This window comes from Maribacter thermophilus (assembly GCF_001020565.1).
Lineage (GTDB): Bacteria > Bacteroidota > Bacteroidia > Flavobacteriales > Flavobacteriaceae > Maribacter > Maribacter thermophilus.
In genome coordinates this window covers 964,207-980,193 of record NZ_LDAS01000001.1, presented here as the reverse complement: position 1 = coordinate 980,193, position 15,987 = coordinate 964,207, and the positions used below count along the sequence as shown (strand labels likewise).

The following is a 15,987-nucleotide window of genomic DNA, read 5'->3' as shown; positions in this document are numbered from 1 at the left end:
AATTTTTGGCATTAATGGGTTTATATTTTCTTAACCCATAAAAATCTTCTAATTTTAAGGTCTTGCTTTTTACTAAATTAAAATTTTCTTGCCCTTTTGAAATCTACAGAAGAAATTGTCGAAAAGAAGTTATATGATTATCAGGAGGAAGACCTCAAGAATATATTCAAGTATTTAGAAGAGAACCCCGATAATTCAAATTTGCTATACCAACTACCTACCGGAGGGGGCAAAACCGTGGTTTTTTCAGAGATTGCAAGAAGGTATATAGAAAAAACACAAAAAAAGGTAGTAGTTCTTACCCATCGAATAGAACTAAGTTTACAGACCTCGAAAATGCTGCATAGCTTTGGGGTAAAAAACAAGATTATCAATAGCGAGGTAAAAGAACTTTATGACCAGAATGAGTTCAAATGCTTCGTTGCCATGGTAGAGACCTTAAACAATAGATTACAAGAAGACAAGGTCGAAATAAACAATATTGGGCTTGTAATTATAGATGAGGCCCATTACAATTCTTTCAGAAAACTTTTTAAATACTTTGAAAATGCTGTGATTCTTGGGGTAACCGCCACACCATTAAGCTCCAATATAAAGCTTCCGATGAAAGACAACTACCAAAAGTTGATCATTGGCGAGTCCATCAGTTCTTTAATAGAGAAAAAGTTTTTGGCAAAGGCGAACATGTACAATTATGATGTTAGCCTACAAAGTTTAAAATTGGGCATTAACGGCGATTATACCGTTAAATCTTCCGATGAACTATACAGCAACCATAGTATGCTCGGCAAATTGGTAAATGCGTATAACGAAATTGCCAAAGGTACCAAGACCCTAATCTTTAATAATGGGATCAACACCTCTAGATATGTGTACGAAACCTTTAAGAAAGCTGGTTATAACATTCGGCATTTAGACAATAAGAACACCGCATCGGAACGTAAAGAGATCTTAGAATGGTTTAAGGTTACGCCAGATGCTATATTGACTTCGGTAAGTATATTAACAACCGGGTTCGATGAGCCTTCGGTAGAGACCATTATTCTAAATAGGGCCACACGTTCTCTTACACTGTATTTTCAAATGATAGGCCGGGGTTCTAGGTACCTTCCCCACAAAGAAGAGTTCACCGTTATAGATATGGGCAACAACATTGCCCGTTTTGGCATGTGGGACGCTAAAATTGATTGGCAGGAAATTTTTCATTTTCCAGATTTTTATTTGGAGAACATTAAAAATGACGAAGAGATAGAACGGGAGTTCGTGTATGAAATGCCACAAGAACTGAGGGATCAATTTTCCAAATCGGAGACTATTGAATTTGATATAAAGGCCGAGTACAAGAAAAGTTTTGCCAATGGCGAAAAATCTAAATTGGTATTGGAAAAGAGTATTGAGCAACATGCAAAAATCTGCGTAGAAAACTCTGAAGATGTCTTTGAAGCTCGAATATTGGCCAAAAAGCTAAAAGAGGAAATCGCCTATCGTGTAAGACAATATTCCTATTGTATCATGAACAATACCAAGAACTACAAAGAATGGCTAGAAGAGGATTATGAGCGTAAACTTAGGTCCAAGATCTCTAAAATGTTTGCGGAAAAAATGTAGTTCCCGCCTTACGAAATCCGATTTTTCTTTACTGCGAAACGAAAATAATCTTATAGCGGTTTCTAGAGGCTAAAAATGAACTTTCCTTTAAATAACATTGTTTTTTTAAGTGATTGCCAAAAATTACGGTCAATGTGTCTTTTTAGCCTAAAGATGGTTAATTTAAGAGACTAATTAACCAACTACCTCTATTTTAAATGAAAAACAGGCTCTTTTTATTCTCCATTGTACCTACCATTATTTTGTTTGGCATTTATGGCTATCATTTTCTAACGGGTTTACCGCCACTTTTAATGATGAGTTTGGCGATAATCGTAGGTGTAGCCGTTCAACTACTCTTTTATCTTTTCTTTAAACTGCTAAGAATTCTATTTAAAAATTTTAAATCTTCCTATGTATTGGTAGGCCTTAGTGGTCTTGCCAGTCTTATTGCCTTAAAGATGTATGGATTTGGATGGCCAGACATTATTTACTACCCAATAAGTATTTTAGCCATATTGGTTATGCTTTTACTACATGCCTTTTTTCAAAAGAAAACGGTATGGATCGGTTTGTTTTTAATCATGTCCATAATCGGTTTTGGAGTCATGTTCTTTTTATTGGCAGACATGGGCGATGATCCCTATACAAAAGAAGTATCTACCATGGCCTTGGGTAAAGACCAGATTAGTTTAGAAGCGCAGGGAGTTGAAAACCCCACTACTCCGGGAAGTTTTAAGGTAAAAACCTTTACCTATGGTAGTGGTACGGATATAAAAAGACCGGAATACGCAGAGGGGGTCAAATTTATAACCCCTACCGTCGATGCTACAAACCTATTGCCCGATTGGAAAGGCAAGAAAAAAAGGTGGAGAGAACAATTCTGGGGTTTTGGGGTTGATAAATTGCCATTGAATGGACGTGTATATATGCCAGAAGGCAAAGGGCCGTTTCCTTTGGCCATTGTAGTACATGGAAATCATAGCATGATCGATTATTCCGATGATGGTTATGGTTATTTGGGTTCGTTATTGGCCAGCAGGGGGATTATTACCGTCTCTGTTGACGAAAACTTTGTGAATGGGCACTGGTCAGGCGATTTTAGGGGCAAAGAAATGCCCGTAAGGGCGTGGTTGCTCTTAAAACATATAGAGCAATGGCAAACCTGGAACAACGACGCCGAGCATGAATTGGCAAATAAAGTTGATACAGACAATATAATGCTTATGGGGCACTCTAGAGGCGGAGAGGCGGTAACTATAGCAGGAGCTTACAATATTCTTCCGTATTTACCAGATACTGCAAAAGAGAAATTCGATTTTAATTTTAATATAAAGGGTATTGTGTCCATAGCGCCGACCGATTATAGATATGATCGTAAAATTGTATTGAAAAATATCAACTACTTAAGTCTGCAAGGTTCTTACGATTCGGATGAAGTTAGTTTTTGGGGAATGCGTCCATATCGCAGGCTTCAATATACAGACAGCATAAACCGATTTAAGGCAGGGGTTTATGTGCATCATGCCAATCATGGACAATTTAATTCTACCTGGGGGAATTCCGATTTTGGAGCACCTTCTAAGTGGTTGTTAAATCTAGAGCCTCTCTTATCAGAAGAAGAGCAACAAGAGGTGGCCAAGGTATTTATAAGTGCCTTTGCAGAAGCCACCCTTAAAGGAAACAATTCTTATTTGCCCATTTTTAAAAATGTGGCCTATGGACAAGATTGGCTTCCAAATGAGTATTTTCTAACCAACTATGCTTCTTCCAAATTTAAACCGATCGTGAATTTCGAGGAAGATATAAATATTACCACAGCTCCTGACAGTATTGTTATTGCCGCCAAAAACATGAATTTATGGAAAGAGCAGCCCCTTACCACTCGTGATGGGGGCAAACAAGATAATACGGCCGTGGTTTTGGGATGGAACTACAAAGAGAAAGAGGGTTTGGAAAAAGATTCGTTGGCGGTTTATGAGATTATAGGAAACAAAGAGCTTTGGAAAAATGATTCGCTACAATTACAAATGACCGTTGGCGCTGGGGACCTTACTTGGCTCAACAATGTTAAAGGGACAGAAAATATAAAAGATCCAATTCAGTTAGATTTCACCATAGTGCTTACGGATATTGACGAAAATACCGCCAGCATCAAGGTCAGCGATGTAAAAAGGATTACAAACCCCCTGAAATCGAAGTTTACCAAATTCAATTTTCTCGACAAAAGTATGATTGGTAGTGCATGGGAGGTACAATTGCAGACTTTTCACTTTCCATTGTATAACTTTACAGAAAAAGAGAATGAATTTGACGCCGCCAAAGTTTCTAAAATCTCGTTGGTTTTTGATCAAACCAATATGGGAGTCATTGTTTTGGACGATATAGGGGTGAGCAACTAAATAAAATGGACAATGACAAATGGATCTATTCCTGATTCTTAAAAATACCCGTACTTTGTAATTTTAATGGATCTTAAATAAGAACTACTCATCGATCATCAAAAATCACATAAAACCTTATTGGTAATCGGTTTTGTATGGCCAGAACCGGACACCACGGCGGCAGGGGCTCGTATGGTGCAATTATTGGAGATATTCCATCAGGCTAATTATGATATCACATTTGCATCATCTGCAGCAGTTTCTGAACATTCTGTAGACTTAAAAAGGTGGAATGTAAACTTGCAATTTATAAGGCTTAATAGTGCTTCATTTGATGTTTTTGTCAAGACCCTTAAACCAGATGTAGTAATGTTCGACCGCTATTTGACAGAAGAACAGTATGGTTGGCGGGTGGCAGAACAATGTCCGGATGCTTTGCGGATCGTAGATACCGAAGACCTGCACTCCCTTCGTCATGTAAGGGAACAGTGCTTAAAAAAAGGAGTGCCCTTTACAACCAATGCTTGGTTACAAAACGACAAGACAAAACGAGAGATTGCAAGTTTGTATAGATCCGACCTTTCTTTAATTATTTCGAGTTACGAAACAGAATTGTTGCAAAATACTATCGGTATTGATAAATGCTTGTTATTGCACCTACCTTTTTTGATAGATAAAATAACGGACAATAATATAGATTCGTGGCCACTTTTTGAAGAGCGCAAAGACTTTATCTGTATTGGAAATGGCATGCATTCCCCTAATGTTGATGCCATAGTTTGGTTAAAAAAAGAAATATGGCCCTTGATCCGAAAAGAAATTCCACAGGCCAATTTACATATTTACGGTGCTTATTTACCAGAACACATAAAGCAAATGCACCAACCAAAACAAGGCTTCTTGATATATGGATGGGTCCATGACAAAGAAGAGGTCTTTATGAACGCCAGGGTAAATTTGGCACCGTTACGTTTTGGGGCAGGAATAAAGGGAAAACTTATAGATGCCATGCAGGCTGGAACCCCCAGTGTGACAACACCAATAGGGGCAGAGGGTATGCACGGTTCTATGGAATGGAGTGGTTCTATTGCTCTAAATGTAAAAGATTTTGCTAGATCGGCCATCACTTTATATAGGTATAAAGAAAAATGGAAAAAAGCTCAGAAAAATGGAGTGGCTATCATAAATCAGTTATATGATAAAGAAGCTTTGACTACTCTCTTTTTGAAAAGACTAACGTATTTGGAAAAGAATCTAAAAACACATCGTATACATAATTTTACCGGAGCTATGTTGCAACAACAAACTATGGCCAGCACCAAGTATATGTCGAAGTGGATCGAAGAAAAGAATAAAAAAACGGTTTGAGCTGCCCCAAACCGTTCTTAATACTATATCGCCAATTGTTTATGTCAACTTGGGGGTATCGTAATACTTTTTCTTTAACCAAAAAGAAACACGTACCAGTAAAATCAACGCAGGCACTTCTACCAATGGGCCAATGACACCGGCAAAAGCCTGACCCGAATTAAGGCCAAAAACTGCTATGGCAACGGCAATGGCCAATTCAAAATTGTTACCTGCCGCCGTAAAGGCAACGGAGGCCGTTTTATCATATTCGGCTCCCATAGCCTTCGTAAAGAAAAAGCCAATAATGAACATTAATGTAAAATAAATAAGCAGTGGAACTGCAATGATCAACACGTCCATAGGTATTTGTACGATCAACTCACCCTTTAATGAGAACATTACTACAATAGTGAATAACAGCGCTATTAAAGTCAACGGAGAAATGGTGGGGATAAATTTCTTTGTATACCATTCTTCTCCCTTTAGTTTAACCAAAATAACCCTACTTAAAATTCCCATTAAAAAGGGAATACCCAAATAAATCGCTACACTTTCTGCAATGGTTCCTATGGAGATATCTACAATGGCCCCTTCAAAACCAAAATAGGGTGGGAGCACGGTAATGAAGATCCAGGCATAAAAACTATATGCGAATACTTGAAAAATACTATTTAAAGCCACTAAACCGGCACCGTATTCGCTACTACCGTCGGCAAGATCGTTCCAGACCAATACCATGGCAATGCAACGTGCCAATCCTATCAATATAAGGCCGACCATATATTCTGGGTAATCACGTAAAAAGGTAATGGCCAATATGAACATTAAAACCGGGCCAACGATCCAATTCAGTATTAATGATATGGACAAAATTTTAGTATTGGTAAAAACCTTTGGTAACAACGCATAATTAACCTTTGCCAAAGGAGGATACATCATTAATATGAGCCCAATGGCAATAGGAATATTGGTAGCTCCGCTGCTAAAGGAATTTATAAAATCTGGAAAAGTGGGCACAAAATAACCAATACCCACACCTAGGGCCATTGCGACAAAAATCCACAATGTTAGATTTCTATCAAGGAAACTTAATTTTTTCGTAGCCATTATTTATGATTTGATTTTAGAAAAAACATACCACATTTCATTTGCTATCTGTGTGCTTCTTTCATAATACTTTTCTGCTTGCTGTGGTGTATTGTCAAAAGCTTTCGGGTCTTCAAAAGTAATAGGAATCCGTTTTTCCGCACCCGGAACAAAAGGACATGCCTCATTGGCCGAATCACAGGTCATGATAGCTGCAAATTCTGATTTTGGATTAAAATCATCATCCAGTTTTTTTGAAAAACCAATAACCGGATGCTCGTTTGCAGCATACTTAATACTATAAACCGGGTTCTCGCCACTTGAAAGGGTCTTAACTTCGAAGCCCTTATTTTTTAACGTTTCCGCAACCATCGGAAATAGTGCGGTAGCCTCTGTTCCCCCAGAATAGCAAGATACCCTATTGATATTAAAATAATGAGCCATGGTTTGCGCCCATACCTGCGACAAGTGACTTCTTCTAGAATTATGGGTACAGATAAAATTGATACGTACCGCTTGGTCGTTGGTAATTTTATGCTGAATAAAGTCTATCAAAGGGGCAAGAACGGCCTTCCGTTCATCGCTAATTGTGCCGGCATCCATATCTTGTATAAAATCTTGTATACCAATAAATAATGTAGATGTAGTAATCATTTTTCTATATTTATTAACAACAGTTTCCGTCCGAAGAACAACAAGGTTCACTACTTAAATCAGCTAAATTCAATTTTGGTTTTTCTTCGGGAATACCACATTTGTCTTTGGCCAAGCAATCGGTTTGTTTGGTGGTCAACAAGAAGTTTTTACCGTCAAAATCAATTCCGAATTTCTGAATGGTTACACCTTGGTATTCTACCTCTACTTCCAAATCTCCTATTTCCAAGGTTTTTTCAGATAACTCTATAATATTCAATAGTTTTTCGGGATGCAATCTGTGATCATAGTCATTGGCGTTCCACAACTGAAAGTTAACTACTTCCTCATTTCTGACTGTTCCCCCACAATCGATAAAATGTTTTGTTACCTTACCTACTTCCGTTACATGAAAGTGATTTGGCACCAATTCGCCATTTGGTAATTGAAATGCTATTGTTTCCAATTTTCCTAAAATAGATTTTACTTCAGATAATTTCATGCTTATATTAGTTTATTGCGATTATGCGATTAATAGATTCAAATTTTTTAACAACAATCCCCATTTTTGGTAAGGTCTTGATCAAGAAATTCTGACATCACTCTTTTCATTTTAGACCAACTTGCATCATTTATGCAATAACAAACACTTGTACCTTCAACATCTCCTTTGATAAGCCCTAAGTTTTTCAATTCTTTGAGGTGCTGAGAAATGGTAGGTTGTGCCAAGCCTATTTCATTTACCAAATCTCCACATACACAACTATTTATCTTAAATAAATGTTGTAAAATGGCAACTCTCGCAGGATGGCCAAATGCCTTTGCAAAAAGAGCTATCTCATTTTGATTGTCGGTAAACATTTCTGTTTTAGCTAGACCCATATTATTAATTGTTTCATTGCAATATTACGATGAATTATTTTATCAAACAAGATAAAGGTACTTTTATCCTAAAACAAAGTTACTTTAAAAAGATAGAAATGTAATTCAACAACGAACGGCATTCCATCATTTTATCGCTTTAAGTCTTTGGTATATATGGTATTTTGCTTTTTACCAAAGGACATTTTCTATACCATGTTTTTCCATAATGGCTATTATCTATTCCAATCTTTCAAAGTAGCATTTGGTAGTCTTGCCTAGTAACTTCTATCTTTATGGCATAAAATTGAATCAGATGAAATCACCCAACTGGCAAACTGCCATTGAATTTGAAGACATAACCTATAAAAAATGTGATGGTGTTGCGCGCATTGCGTTTAACCGCCCTAATGTTCGTAATGCTTTTAGGCCCAATACCACGAGTGAACTTATAAAAGCATTTTATGATGCGCAAGAGGACACATCCATTGGTGTTGTTTTGCTATCCGCCGAAGGGCCTTCTACCAAAGACGGTATTTGGTCGTTCTGTAGTGGAGGAGACCAAAAGGCTAGGGGGCATAAAGGTTATGTGGGCGAAGATGGTCAGCACAGACTTAATATTTTAGAGGTACAGCGTATGATCCGTTTTATGCCAAAAGTCGTTATTGCCGTTGTACCGGGCTGGGCAGTAGGTGGTGGTCATAGTTTACACGTTGTTTGCGATATGACCTTGGCGAGTAAGGAACATGCCATTTTTAAACAGACCGATGCCGATGTTACTAGCTTTGATGGTGGGTATGGTTCTGCCTATCTGGCAAAAATGGTGGGACAGAAAAAAGCAAGGGAAATCTTTTTCTTAGGCCGCAATTATTCGGCCCAAGAAGCTTTTGAAATGGGTATGGTAAATGCCGTTATACCACATGCTGAGCTAGAAGATACCGCCTTTCAATGGGCTCAAGAGATTTTAGAAAAATCGCCAACGTCCATCAAAATGCTAAAATTTGCCATGAACCTTACCGATGATGGCATGGTAGGGCAACAGGTTTTTGCCGGAGAAGCTACCCGATTGGCCTATATGACAGAGGAGGCCAAAGAAGGGAGAAATGCATTTTTAGAAAAGCGTAAGCCCAATTTCGGAAAAGACAACTGGATTCCTTAAATCTTGTTTCTTTTTGGTTTTTAGGGCCAAAGTGCTTTAAACCAAAAAGAGCCCGACCAACTAAGACCAGACTCCTTTACGAGAACACTATATGAAAATGAAAAAAATTTATTCGTTTTTTATAACACTGTAAAAGTAGATAGGATGTACTGTTTATCGAAACTATTGTTGTCAGTCAAGACAGATTTGTGGTAAACGTAAGACAAGATGTAGTTTAGAAAAAATACACCCGTAAAATACTTATTTTAAACACTTTTTAGCGAATAGCTTCCAATATATTCCTTAATAATGTGTTGAACTGCTCGTCGGATTGTTCTTTTAATCCGGTGCGTACAACGACCATGTTCTTAGATGGTATAATGAATACACGTTGCCCCTGAAAACCATTTGCGGAATAGAGGTCTTTAGGTAGGTCGGGGTATTTTCCTTCTGCGTTCAACCAAAAATGGGCTCCGTAGGTTCCGTTGGAATGTACCGTTGGTTTGGTTATATAATCGACCCACTCCTCAGAAAACAAACGGTCTCCGTTCCAATCTCCTTTATGAAGGTACAGTAGACCAAATTTTGCCCAGTCGCGGGTATTGGCCCACCCATATGAAGAACCCACAAAATTTCCTTCCAAATCGGTTTCTATTAGCATAGAGTACATTCCTATGCGATCAATAAATTGCTCATACGGAAAATCTAAATACTCTTGGTGCGATTTAAATTGTCTTCTTAATATTCCCGAAAGCAGATTACTGGTACCCGATGAATAGTTCCAAATTTCGGTAGGGGCTGCTATGACCTCATTATCAGCTTGTGCCTTGGTCATATCTGAGTCTAAAAATAACATTTGGGTAACATCCGAGATCTTAAAATAATCTTCTTCCCAAGCCAAACCACTCTGCATACGCAACAAATGGTTTAAAGTGATATTCATTTTTGGGTCTTTATCCGAAACTTCTCCTTTAAAAGGAAGGTAATCCATATTTATTTTGCCTTGGTGTTCAAGAATGCCGTAACAGGTTGCCAAAATACTTTTAGTCATGGACCAACCAAGAATAGGGGTGTCTTTAGAAAACCCGTCTATATATTTTTCACCAACAATTTGATCTTTGTAAACTACCAACAGACTACGTGTTCTTTGAAGCGAATCTGCCATAGCCTCGTTGAGCACATGCTCCAATTTATCATAATCAACATCTGTTAAAATAGTATCCATAATTCCATTGTTGCCATATGGAAAAGGCAAGGTGTCTATTCTTTTTGATCGGTGGGGTACTAAATCAAAATTATGCTTCTTATACTCGCTATTGGTCAAAACGGCTCCAACACCTTCCTTATATACCGCTTTTCGTTTCATTAAACCAAAAACACTCGCGGTAGCAGATTGGTCGCTGGGTTCCACCTTGGATCCTGCCAGTTTGATCAAAGGCATATCGTGGTCCACTTTCTCAACCTCATGGGCATCTCTATGTGCTATGTACACACTAGAGGCCATATTTTTGGATGCGTAACCAGATATTAAATTAAGTTTAGGGTAGTTTAGATATGCGAAAACAAGAATTCCTATTAGAAGGAATCCCAATAGCCATTTTATTTTTTTCAATGTAGAGGATTTTTGTATTGACGTAAATTTATTAAAAAAGAAAGATTCCTTAATTTATTTTGCCTATAAAACCAAGAACTATACTTCTTGTGCAACCTGGTATAGAAAACAAATGAAGAGATAATTTTGATATTACTTATATTAATACTCTAATTGTACACTATGTTAAGAAACTTGTTGGTTTTTGGGTTATTTTTTTTCGGTTGCCGAGAAAACCAGCCAATGGAACCCACTTATGATTGGATTCCCATACAGGTTACGGCCACGGCATATAATTCCGTTCCCGGCCAAACTTCACATGAACACCCTACTATTACCGCTTGGGGAGATTCCATTAAACCGGGCATGAAGTGGATCGCTGTTTCCAGAGATTTAATTAGGAAAGGACTTAAACACAATACCATGGTTAAAATTGATACTTTTGAAGGGGTATATTTAGTGAAGGACAAAATGCACCCTAGATGGAGAAACCGTATTGATATATACATGGGCGAGGATATAAAGAAAGCCAAAGAATGGGGCAGAAGAAAAATTCAGATCCAATATGCAGTTAAAAAAAAGGATTCAATAAATAAGAACGATCAATGAGAATATCTATTTCCGTTACCCTGATATTATTACTTACGGCTTGCAAGACTACCAATAACATTGTGGACAAACCCATTGTCTTCAACGAAGAAAGGAAAATATTGACGTTGGAATACCTCTCTAAAAGATATGGATTAGAGAAGGACACTCCAGAAATAGAACCAAAAATGATTGTGCTGCATTGGACGGTAATACCAACCCTTGAAAAGTCTTTTGAAGCCTTCAACAATCCCTCTTTACCAAATTGGCGCCCCGATATCAAAAATGTAAGCGGCTTAAATGTTTCATCGCAATTTATGGTAGATAGAGATGGTACCATTTATAGATTAATGCCCGAAACTACCATGGCAAGACATGTAATCGGCCTAAACCATTGTGCCATTGGGGTTGAAAACGTGGGTGGTGATACAGGCCAACCTTTGACTAAGGCCCAATTAAAATCGAATATATGGTTGGTACGCTACCTTGCAGAAAAGTATGATATCGATTATCTGATAGGTCATTACGAATATACCCTGTTCGAAGGTCATCCGTTATGGCTCGAAAAAGATAAAGGCTACCGAACAAAAAAAACGGACCCAGGCGAAGATTTTATGAGAAAAGTTAGAAAAGAGGTCAAAGACCTAAATTTTAAAGCGTTACCAGAATGAAAAATATTTGCATAACATTAATAGCTTGTTGCTCTTTATTTATAGTAAACGGACAAGAATCGAATATTACCACGCAACTATATGAAACCTACGGATCGTACAAAGAGCCAACACTAAGCAAAAGACGCATTAAACATAAGGATATACAACCATTGATAGCCTCCTTAAGGAACAATCCTAAATTCAAGGTCAATAAGGTAGGTACCTCCATAGAAGGTCGAAGTTTAAACCTTATAAGTATTGGTTCTGGTCATACCGATGTGTTTCTTTGGTCACAGATGCACGGAGACGAACCTACTGCAACGCAGGCTATTTTTGATATACTTAATTTCTTGGATAGCCCTGATTTTATGGAAGAAAAAGAGGCCATCCTTAAAAATTTGACCATTCATTTTCTTCCTATGTTGAACCCTGATGGGGCAGAACTATATCAAAGACGCAATATTCTTGGTATTGATATTAATAGGGATGCCTTACGTTTACAATCTCCCGAAGGGCAAACATTAAAGCGTGTACGTGACAGTCTAGAGGCTGATTTTGGGTTTAACCTGCATGACCAAAGTACGTATTACAATGCCGAACGTACGGAAAAACCCGCGACGATTTCCTATTTGGCGCCCGCCTATAATTACGAAAAAGACATTAATGAAGTCCGTGGCAATGCCATGAAGATAATTGTATTCATGAATAATATTATTCAAAAGTATGCCCCCGGACAAGTAGGAAGGTATAATGACGACTTTGAGCCCAGGGCCTTTGGCGATAACATTCAAAAATGGGGCACCAGTGCCATACTGATCGAATCTGGCGGATATCCAGATGACGTAGAAAAACAAGAAATCAGAAAACTTAATTACGTATCCATTTTGTCTGCGATCTACACCATTGCAAAACAGAATTATAAAGAAATAGATATTTCTGAGTACGAGAAAATTCCAGAAAACAACCGGATGCTTTTCGATTTAAAGATTACCGGAGCCAACTATAACCTTTTAGGAAAGAAATATGTGATTGATCTTGGTATAAACCAGGTAGAGGTTGATTACGAAGACCATAATAGTTTTTGGTACAGTAGCCGCATATGGGACCAAGGGGACCTATCCACTTATTATGGTTACAAAACATTGGATGCCAGAGATTATACGATTAAACCAGCAAAAGTATACCCTACCGTAGTAAAAACCCTAGAAGAAGCAAAACAACTGGATGCAAAAAAATTACTTAGCCAAGGTTATGGCTATGTAAGGGTGTCATCTATACCCAGAAAGGCGCTGAACGCTTCGCTTCCTTTTCATATAATTAGCGAAAAATATGAGGTTCCAGAGCTTAGGCTTCAACCTGGTATTAACCCTACTTTCATACTGGAGGATAAAGGCGTTGTAAAGTATACCGTTATCAATGGTTTTCTTATCGATGTAAATTCGGAAAAAATAAATATACCCAATGCGATGATCTATAGATAGTCCCGATTTTTAATATCCGAAACTAATATTGGCATAAAGACCGTATTTCAACAATAAAACAAGCATGGTAAAAAGTATGCTTACGATAACCAAGAACAAAAGCAACACCAAACTTTTAATCGGCGGGGTCAATAGGCCAAGGGCACTTTTTTGGAGAATTTCTTTGTATACATCCATGATTTTTTCTTTCTACATTAAACATCTTCATAGCTTTTAGGATGTGGTTGGTCAAGTAAGAATTGGGTATTATATGTATAGAACAACCATAGTTGCAAAAACCCTACTTTTTATAACGGAAAACAAAAAAGGGAAGCATTATGGCTTCCCTTTTTAATTTTATAATGGATTTATCCTTTATAGGCTCTCTGTATCCAACAAGGCAAAGAATTTATCCAAATTAGGAAGAATAACAATTCTTGTTCTTCTGTTCTTGGCCATATTCTCTTTGGTATCGTTTTCTACCAATGGTAGGTAGCTGCTTCTTCCGGCCGCAATTAATTGCTTTGGGTCTACACCGTATTTATGTTGCAATTCCCTAACTATAGAAGTAGCTCTTTTTACACTTAGATCCCAGTTATCGGCTATTACAGGGGTGTTAATGGTTCTAGAATCTGTGTGACCTTCTACCATTACTTCCATACTAGGCTCAGATTTAATGACTTCCGCAAGCTTTTTTAGAATGTTCTCTGCTTTGCTGCTCACCCTGTAACTAGCAGTGTTGAACAATAGCTCGTCGGAGATATTGATCATTACTACCGTTTTGTCTATACTCACATCTACATCTTCGCTATCATCTGATATAGATTGTTTTAATTTATAGGAAACGGCCAAGTTCATAGAGTCTTGAAGCGTTTTGGCTCCTGCCAATTTAGCTGGGTCAACATTCTGCAAGGTCTTTCTCATCTTTGCCTTGGTATTGTTGCTCATAACCGCCACATCATCTACAGATGTAAATTGGCTATCGTTCATTTCTTTAAGCGAATTTATCTTGGAATTATATTCTTCCACTCGAGCTTCAATTTTGGCAAATTTAGCTTCTAACTCCTCTTTTTCCACTTGGGTTTTTGTTAACCTGCTTTGGGTTTGGGAAAGGCTGTCTTCTAAAGCGACATATTTCTTTTTGGAAACACAAGAGGTTAAAAGTGCCAAAGAAAGTACACCAACTACTGATAATTTTCTCATTTGAATATTCTTTAAAATTTATATTAGTGTTACAGTAACATTTACGGAATAAATTATAATATGGATGTTTATCAAATGTCGGTCATACCCGATACGTATAATGTATCTTCTTAAGAACTTGGTTTTTAGATTTTTAAATATTTTAAAAAAAGACATAAAAAAAGGGCGGTCAACACCGCCCTACATCATATTTTTAGATTTATTACTCGCAACCGCCAGTAAATCCGTCCGCATTAAATTTAGTTTGCACCGCCCCTTGTTTGGTACCTGTATTCACCTCTATGGCAAGATTGTTCTCACCACTTCCGTCACGCTTGGGACTACAATATTCAAATAGGTAAAAACTGTTGGCCCGCTCAGATACTTTTTCCGATATTTCGTTAAATGTGTCTTCCAATTCATCTGTATTAGTTGCAAATACACTCGAGGTTTTTCCTATTTCAGTCAACACTTCCGTATCAATTTCACTACCAAGGCCAATGCTAAAGAACGATATGTTGGCATTGGCTTCGTTCACCTTTTCCAGTGCGGTATCTTTCTTGTATCTAGATGCCTGATCGGTACCATCCGTAAAAATTACCACCGAAGCGGCTCCGATATTACCACCCGACGTAGTCTCTTTTATTAAATCGGTAGCAATGTCGGTAGACTTAATGACCGCACCATATAAATCGGTAGACAAATCGGTACTAATATCATCTGTAATTCCGTCAATAGAAGCGATTAATTCTTCTTTTGAAGAAGTTAATTCGTTTAAAAGGTGAAGTTCATCTTCCCCGTCGAACCAATAAATGGCCATTTTAAAAGAATCTTCTGAAATATCCGGCATCACGTTATCTACAAAACTTGTACTTGCCAGTTTTAATTCCTCTAAACCGCTTTCCAGCACACTATTACTTAAATCCAACACCAAAAGGGTATTGTTATTGAATATTTGTGAATTTGGAGAGATCCGGGCGTATGATTCTGAAGTAGAAATAGTATTGAAACATTCATCATTTCTACCTTGCTCATAAATAGTAAACTGGTCTGCCGTTAAGCCAGGCACGGGATTTCCGTTAGTGTCCGATACTTTAAAGAATATAGATACTTTTCCTGGTAGTGTGGTATACTGTTCCTGTATTGAGAGTACCAATTCGCCTTCTTCCAGTCCTAGACAGTCATCAACCTCCGTTCCTTTGCCAAGGCCATCTCCTAAATTAAGGTCAAAATCAACATCATCATCTGCATTTCCACAGGAAATGAACAAAGAGATAAACAAAACAAAACCAAAGGTTTTAAAGAACAATTTCATAATCATACATTTTGAGTTCAACAAGCAAAACGGACATTCTGCCTAGAAATTATTAGTTATCGAAAAAAATATGTTAAACAATGTTAAAGAACAGGAAATCACATCTCTAAATTAGCTTAGAATAGGTAATTTCCAATATTCGAAAAGCAAAATTACACA

General features: G+C 37.6%; 15 protein-coding genes. 7 read left to right on the top strand and 8 right to left on the bottom strand.

What is annotated here, in order from left to right; translation table 11 throughout:
- The first annotated feature begins 96 nt into the window (after positions 1-96).
- The 3 genes from AB657_RS04280 (at position 97) to AB657_RS04270 (ending at position 5,339) form a co-directional block, all read left to right on the top strand.
- Positions 97-1,608 (top strand): DEAD/DEAH box helicase, encoded by a 1,512-nt coding sequence (locus tag AB657_RS04280; protein ID WP_047245359.1) that lies wholly within the window; start codon positions 97-99, stop codon positions 1,606-1,608.
- Positions 1,609-1,805: 197 nt separating this feature from the next.
- On the top strand, positions 1,806-3,989 hold the full coding sequence (locus tag AB657_RS04275) for an alpha/beta hydrolase (RefSeq protein ID WP_052958623.1): 2,184 nt from the start codon (positions 1,806-1,808) through the stop codon (positions 3,987-3,989).
- A gap of 120 nt (positions 3,990-4,109) precedes the next feature.
- Positions 4,110-5,339 (top strand): glycosyltransferase, encoded by a 1,230-nt coding sequence (locus AB657_RS04270; protein ID WP_232304843.1) that lies wholly within the window; start codon positions 4,110-4,112, stop codon positions 5,337-5,339.
- A 39-nt stretch (positions 5,340-5,378) separates the two neighbouring features.
- On the opposite strand, the gene arsB is transcribed toward AB657_RS04270, so the two are convergent.
- From arsB to AB657_RS04250, 4 genes are read right to left on the bottom strand one after another with little or no spacing between them, the layout of a single operon-like run.
- Complete coding sequence (arsB, locus tag AB657_RS04265; protein ID WP_047245357.1) at positions 5,379-6,428, bottom strand: ACR3 family arsenite efflux transporter; 1,050 nt, start codon at positions 6,426-6,428, stop codon at positions 5,379-5,381.
- A 3-nt stretch (positions 6,429-6,431) separates the two neighbouring features.
- Positions 6,432-7,061, bottom strand: coding sequence for an arsenate-mycothiol transferase ArsC (locus tag AB657_RS04260; RefSeq protein ID WP_047245356.1), 630 nt, complete (start codon positions 7,059-7,061; stop codon positions 6,432-6,434).
- Positions 7,062-7,074: 13 nt separating this feature from the next.
- Positions 7,075-7,542, bottom strand: coding sequence for a DUF6428 family protein (locus AB657_RS04255; protein WP_047245355.1), 468 nt, complete (start codon positions 7,540-7,542; stop codon positions 7,075-7,077).
- A 47-nt stretch (positions 7,543-7,589) separates the two neighbouring features.
- Positions 7,590-7,922 (bottom strand): ArsR/SmtB family transcription factor, encoded by a 333-nt coding sequence (locus AB657_RS04250; RefSeq protein WP_047245354.1) that lies wholly within the window; start codon positions 7,920-7,922, stop codon positions 7,590-7,592.
- Positions 7,923-8,217: 295 nt separating this feature from the next.
- On the opposite strand from AB657_RS04250, the gene AB657_RS04245 reads away from it, so the two are divergent.
- Positions 8,218-9,060 carry a 1,4-dihydroxy-2-naphthoyl-CoA synthase gene (locus AB657_RS04245; protein ID WP_047245353.1) on the top strand — a complete coding sequence of 281 codons (843 nt, stop codon included), beginning with the start codon at positions 8,218-8,220 and terminating at the stop codon, positions 9,058-9,060.
- Positions 9,061-9,316: 256 nt separating this feature from the next.
- Here the strand turns inward: AB657_RS04245 and AB657_RS04240 are convergent, their stop codons facing one another.
- Positions 9,317-10,651 (bottom strand): serine hydrolase domain-containing protein, encoded by a 1,335-nt coding sequence (locus AB657_RS04240; RefSeq protein WP_047245352.1) that lies wholly within the window; start codon positions 10,649-10,651, stop codon positions 9,317-9,319.
- A 222-nt stretch (positions 10,652-10,873) separates the two neighbouring features.
- Here AB657_RS04240 and AB657_RS04235 point away from each other — a divergent pair, with 222 nt between their 5' ends.
- The 3 genes from AB657_RS04235 to AB657_RS04225 are packed head-to-tail and all read left to right on the top strand — an operon-like array spanning position 10,874 to position 13,352.
- The gene (locus tag AB657_RS04235; protein ID WP_232304842.1) at positions 10,874-11,239 is read left to right on the top strand and encodes a 3D domain-containing protein; all 366 of its coding nucleotides are present in this window, start codon (positions 10,874-10,876) and stop codon (positions 11,237-11,239) included.
- Complete coding sequence (locus tag AB657_RS04230) at positions 11,236-11,889, top strand: peptidoglycan recognition protein family protein (RefSeq protein WP_047245350.1); 654 nt, start codon at positions 11,236-11,238, stop codon at positions 11,887-11,889. The genes AB657_RS04235 and AB657_RS04230 overlap by 4 nt, the downstream gene beginning before the upstream one ends.
- Positions 11,886-13,352 (top strand): M14 family metallopeptidase, encoded by a 1,467-nt coding sequence (locus AB657_RS04225; protein WP_047245349.1) that lies wholly within the window; start codon positions 11,886-11,888, stop codon positions 13,350-13,352. Before AB657_RS04230 ends, AB657_RS04225 begins: the two co-directional genes overlap by 4 nt.
- A gap of 9 nt (positions 13,353-13,361) precedes the next feature.
- Here AB657_RS04225 and AB657_RS17935 read toward each other — a convergent pair whose 3' ends face one another.
- From AB657_RS17935 to AB657_RS04215, 3 genes are all read right to left on the bottom strand, one after another.
- Positions 13,362-13,529 carry a hypothetical protein gene (locus AB657_RS17935; RefSeq protein ID WP_157491581.1) on the bottom strand — a complete coding sequence of 56 codons (168 nt, stop codon included), beginning with the start codon at positions 13,527-13,529 and terminating at the stop codon, positions 13,362-13,364.
- A gap of 177 nt (positions 13,530-13,706) precedes the next feature.
- The gene (locus AB657_RS04220; protein WP_047245348.1) at positions 13,707-14,534 is read right to left on the bottom strand and encodes an OmpA/MotB family protein; all 828 of its coding nucleotides are present in this window, start codon (positions 14,532-14,534) and stop codon (positions 13,707-13,709) included.
- Between the two features lie 202 nt (positions 14,535-14,736).
- On the bottom strand, positions 14,737-15,828 hold the full coding sequence (locus tag AB657_RS04215; RefSeq protein ID WP_047245347.1) for a vWA domain-containing protein: 1,092 nt from the start codon (positions 15,826-15,828) through the stop codon (positions 14,737-14,739).
- Positions 15,829-15,987: the final 159 nt, after the last annotated feature.

Bases quoted from the DNA above. Each gene is read 5' to 3' on its own strand.
- AB657_RS04275 (WP_052958623.1), top strand. From the start codon at position 1,806: ATGAAAAACAGGCTCTTTTTATTCTCCATTGTACCTACCATTATTTTG.
- arsB (WP_047245357.1), bottom strand. From the start codon at position 6,428: ATGGCTACGAAAAAATTAAGTTTCCTTGATAGAAATCTAACATTGTGG.
- AB657_RS04260 (WP_047245356.1), bottom strand. From the start codon at position 7,061: ATGATTACTACATCTACATTATTTATTGGTATACAAGATTTTATACAA.
- AB657_RS04255 (WP_047245355.1), bottom strand. From the start codon at position 7,542: ATGAAATTATCTGAAGTAAAATCTATTTTAGGAAAATTGGAAACAATA.
- AB657_RS04250 (WP_047245354.1), bottom strand. From the start codon at position 7,922: ATGGGTCTAGCTAAAACAGAAATGTTTACCGACAATCAAAATGAGATA.
- AB657_RS04245 (WP_047245353.1), top strand. From the start codon at position 8,218: ATGAAATCACCCAACTGGCAAACTGCCATTGAATTTGAAGACATAACC.
- AB657_RS04235 (WP_232304842.1), top strand. From the start codon at position 10,874: ATGGAACCCACTTATGATTGGATTCCCATACAGGTTACGGCCACGGCA.
- AB657_RS04230 (WP_047245350.1), top strand. From the start codon at position 11,236: ATGAGAATATCTATTTCCGTTACCCTGATATTATTACTTACGGCTTGC.
- AB657_RS04225 (WP_047245349.1), top strand. From the start codon at position 11,886: ATGAAAAATATTTGCATAACATTAATAGCTTGTTGCTCTTTATTTATA.
- AB657_RS17935 (WP_157491581.1), bottom strand. From the start codon at position 13,529: ATGGATGTATACAAAGAAATTCTCCAAAAAAGTGCCCTTGGCCTATTG.
- AB657_RS04220 (WP_047245348.1), bottom strand. From the start codon at position 14,534: ATGAGAAAATTATCAGTAGTTGGTGTACTTTCTTTGGCACTTTTAACC.
- AB657_RS04215 (WP_047245347.1), bottom strand. From the start codon at position 15,828: ATGAAATTGTTCTTTAAAACCTTTGGTTTTGTTTTGTTTATCTCTTTG.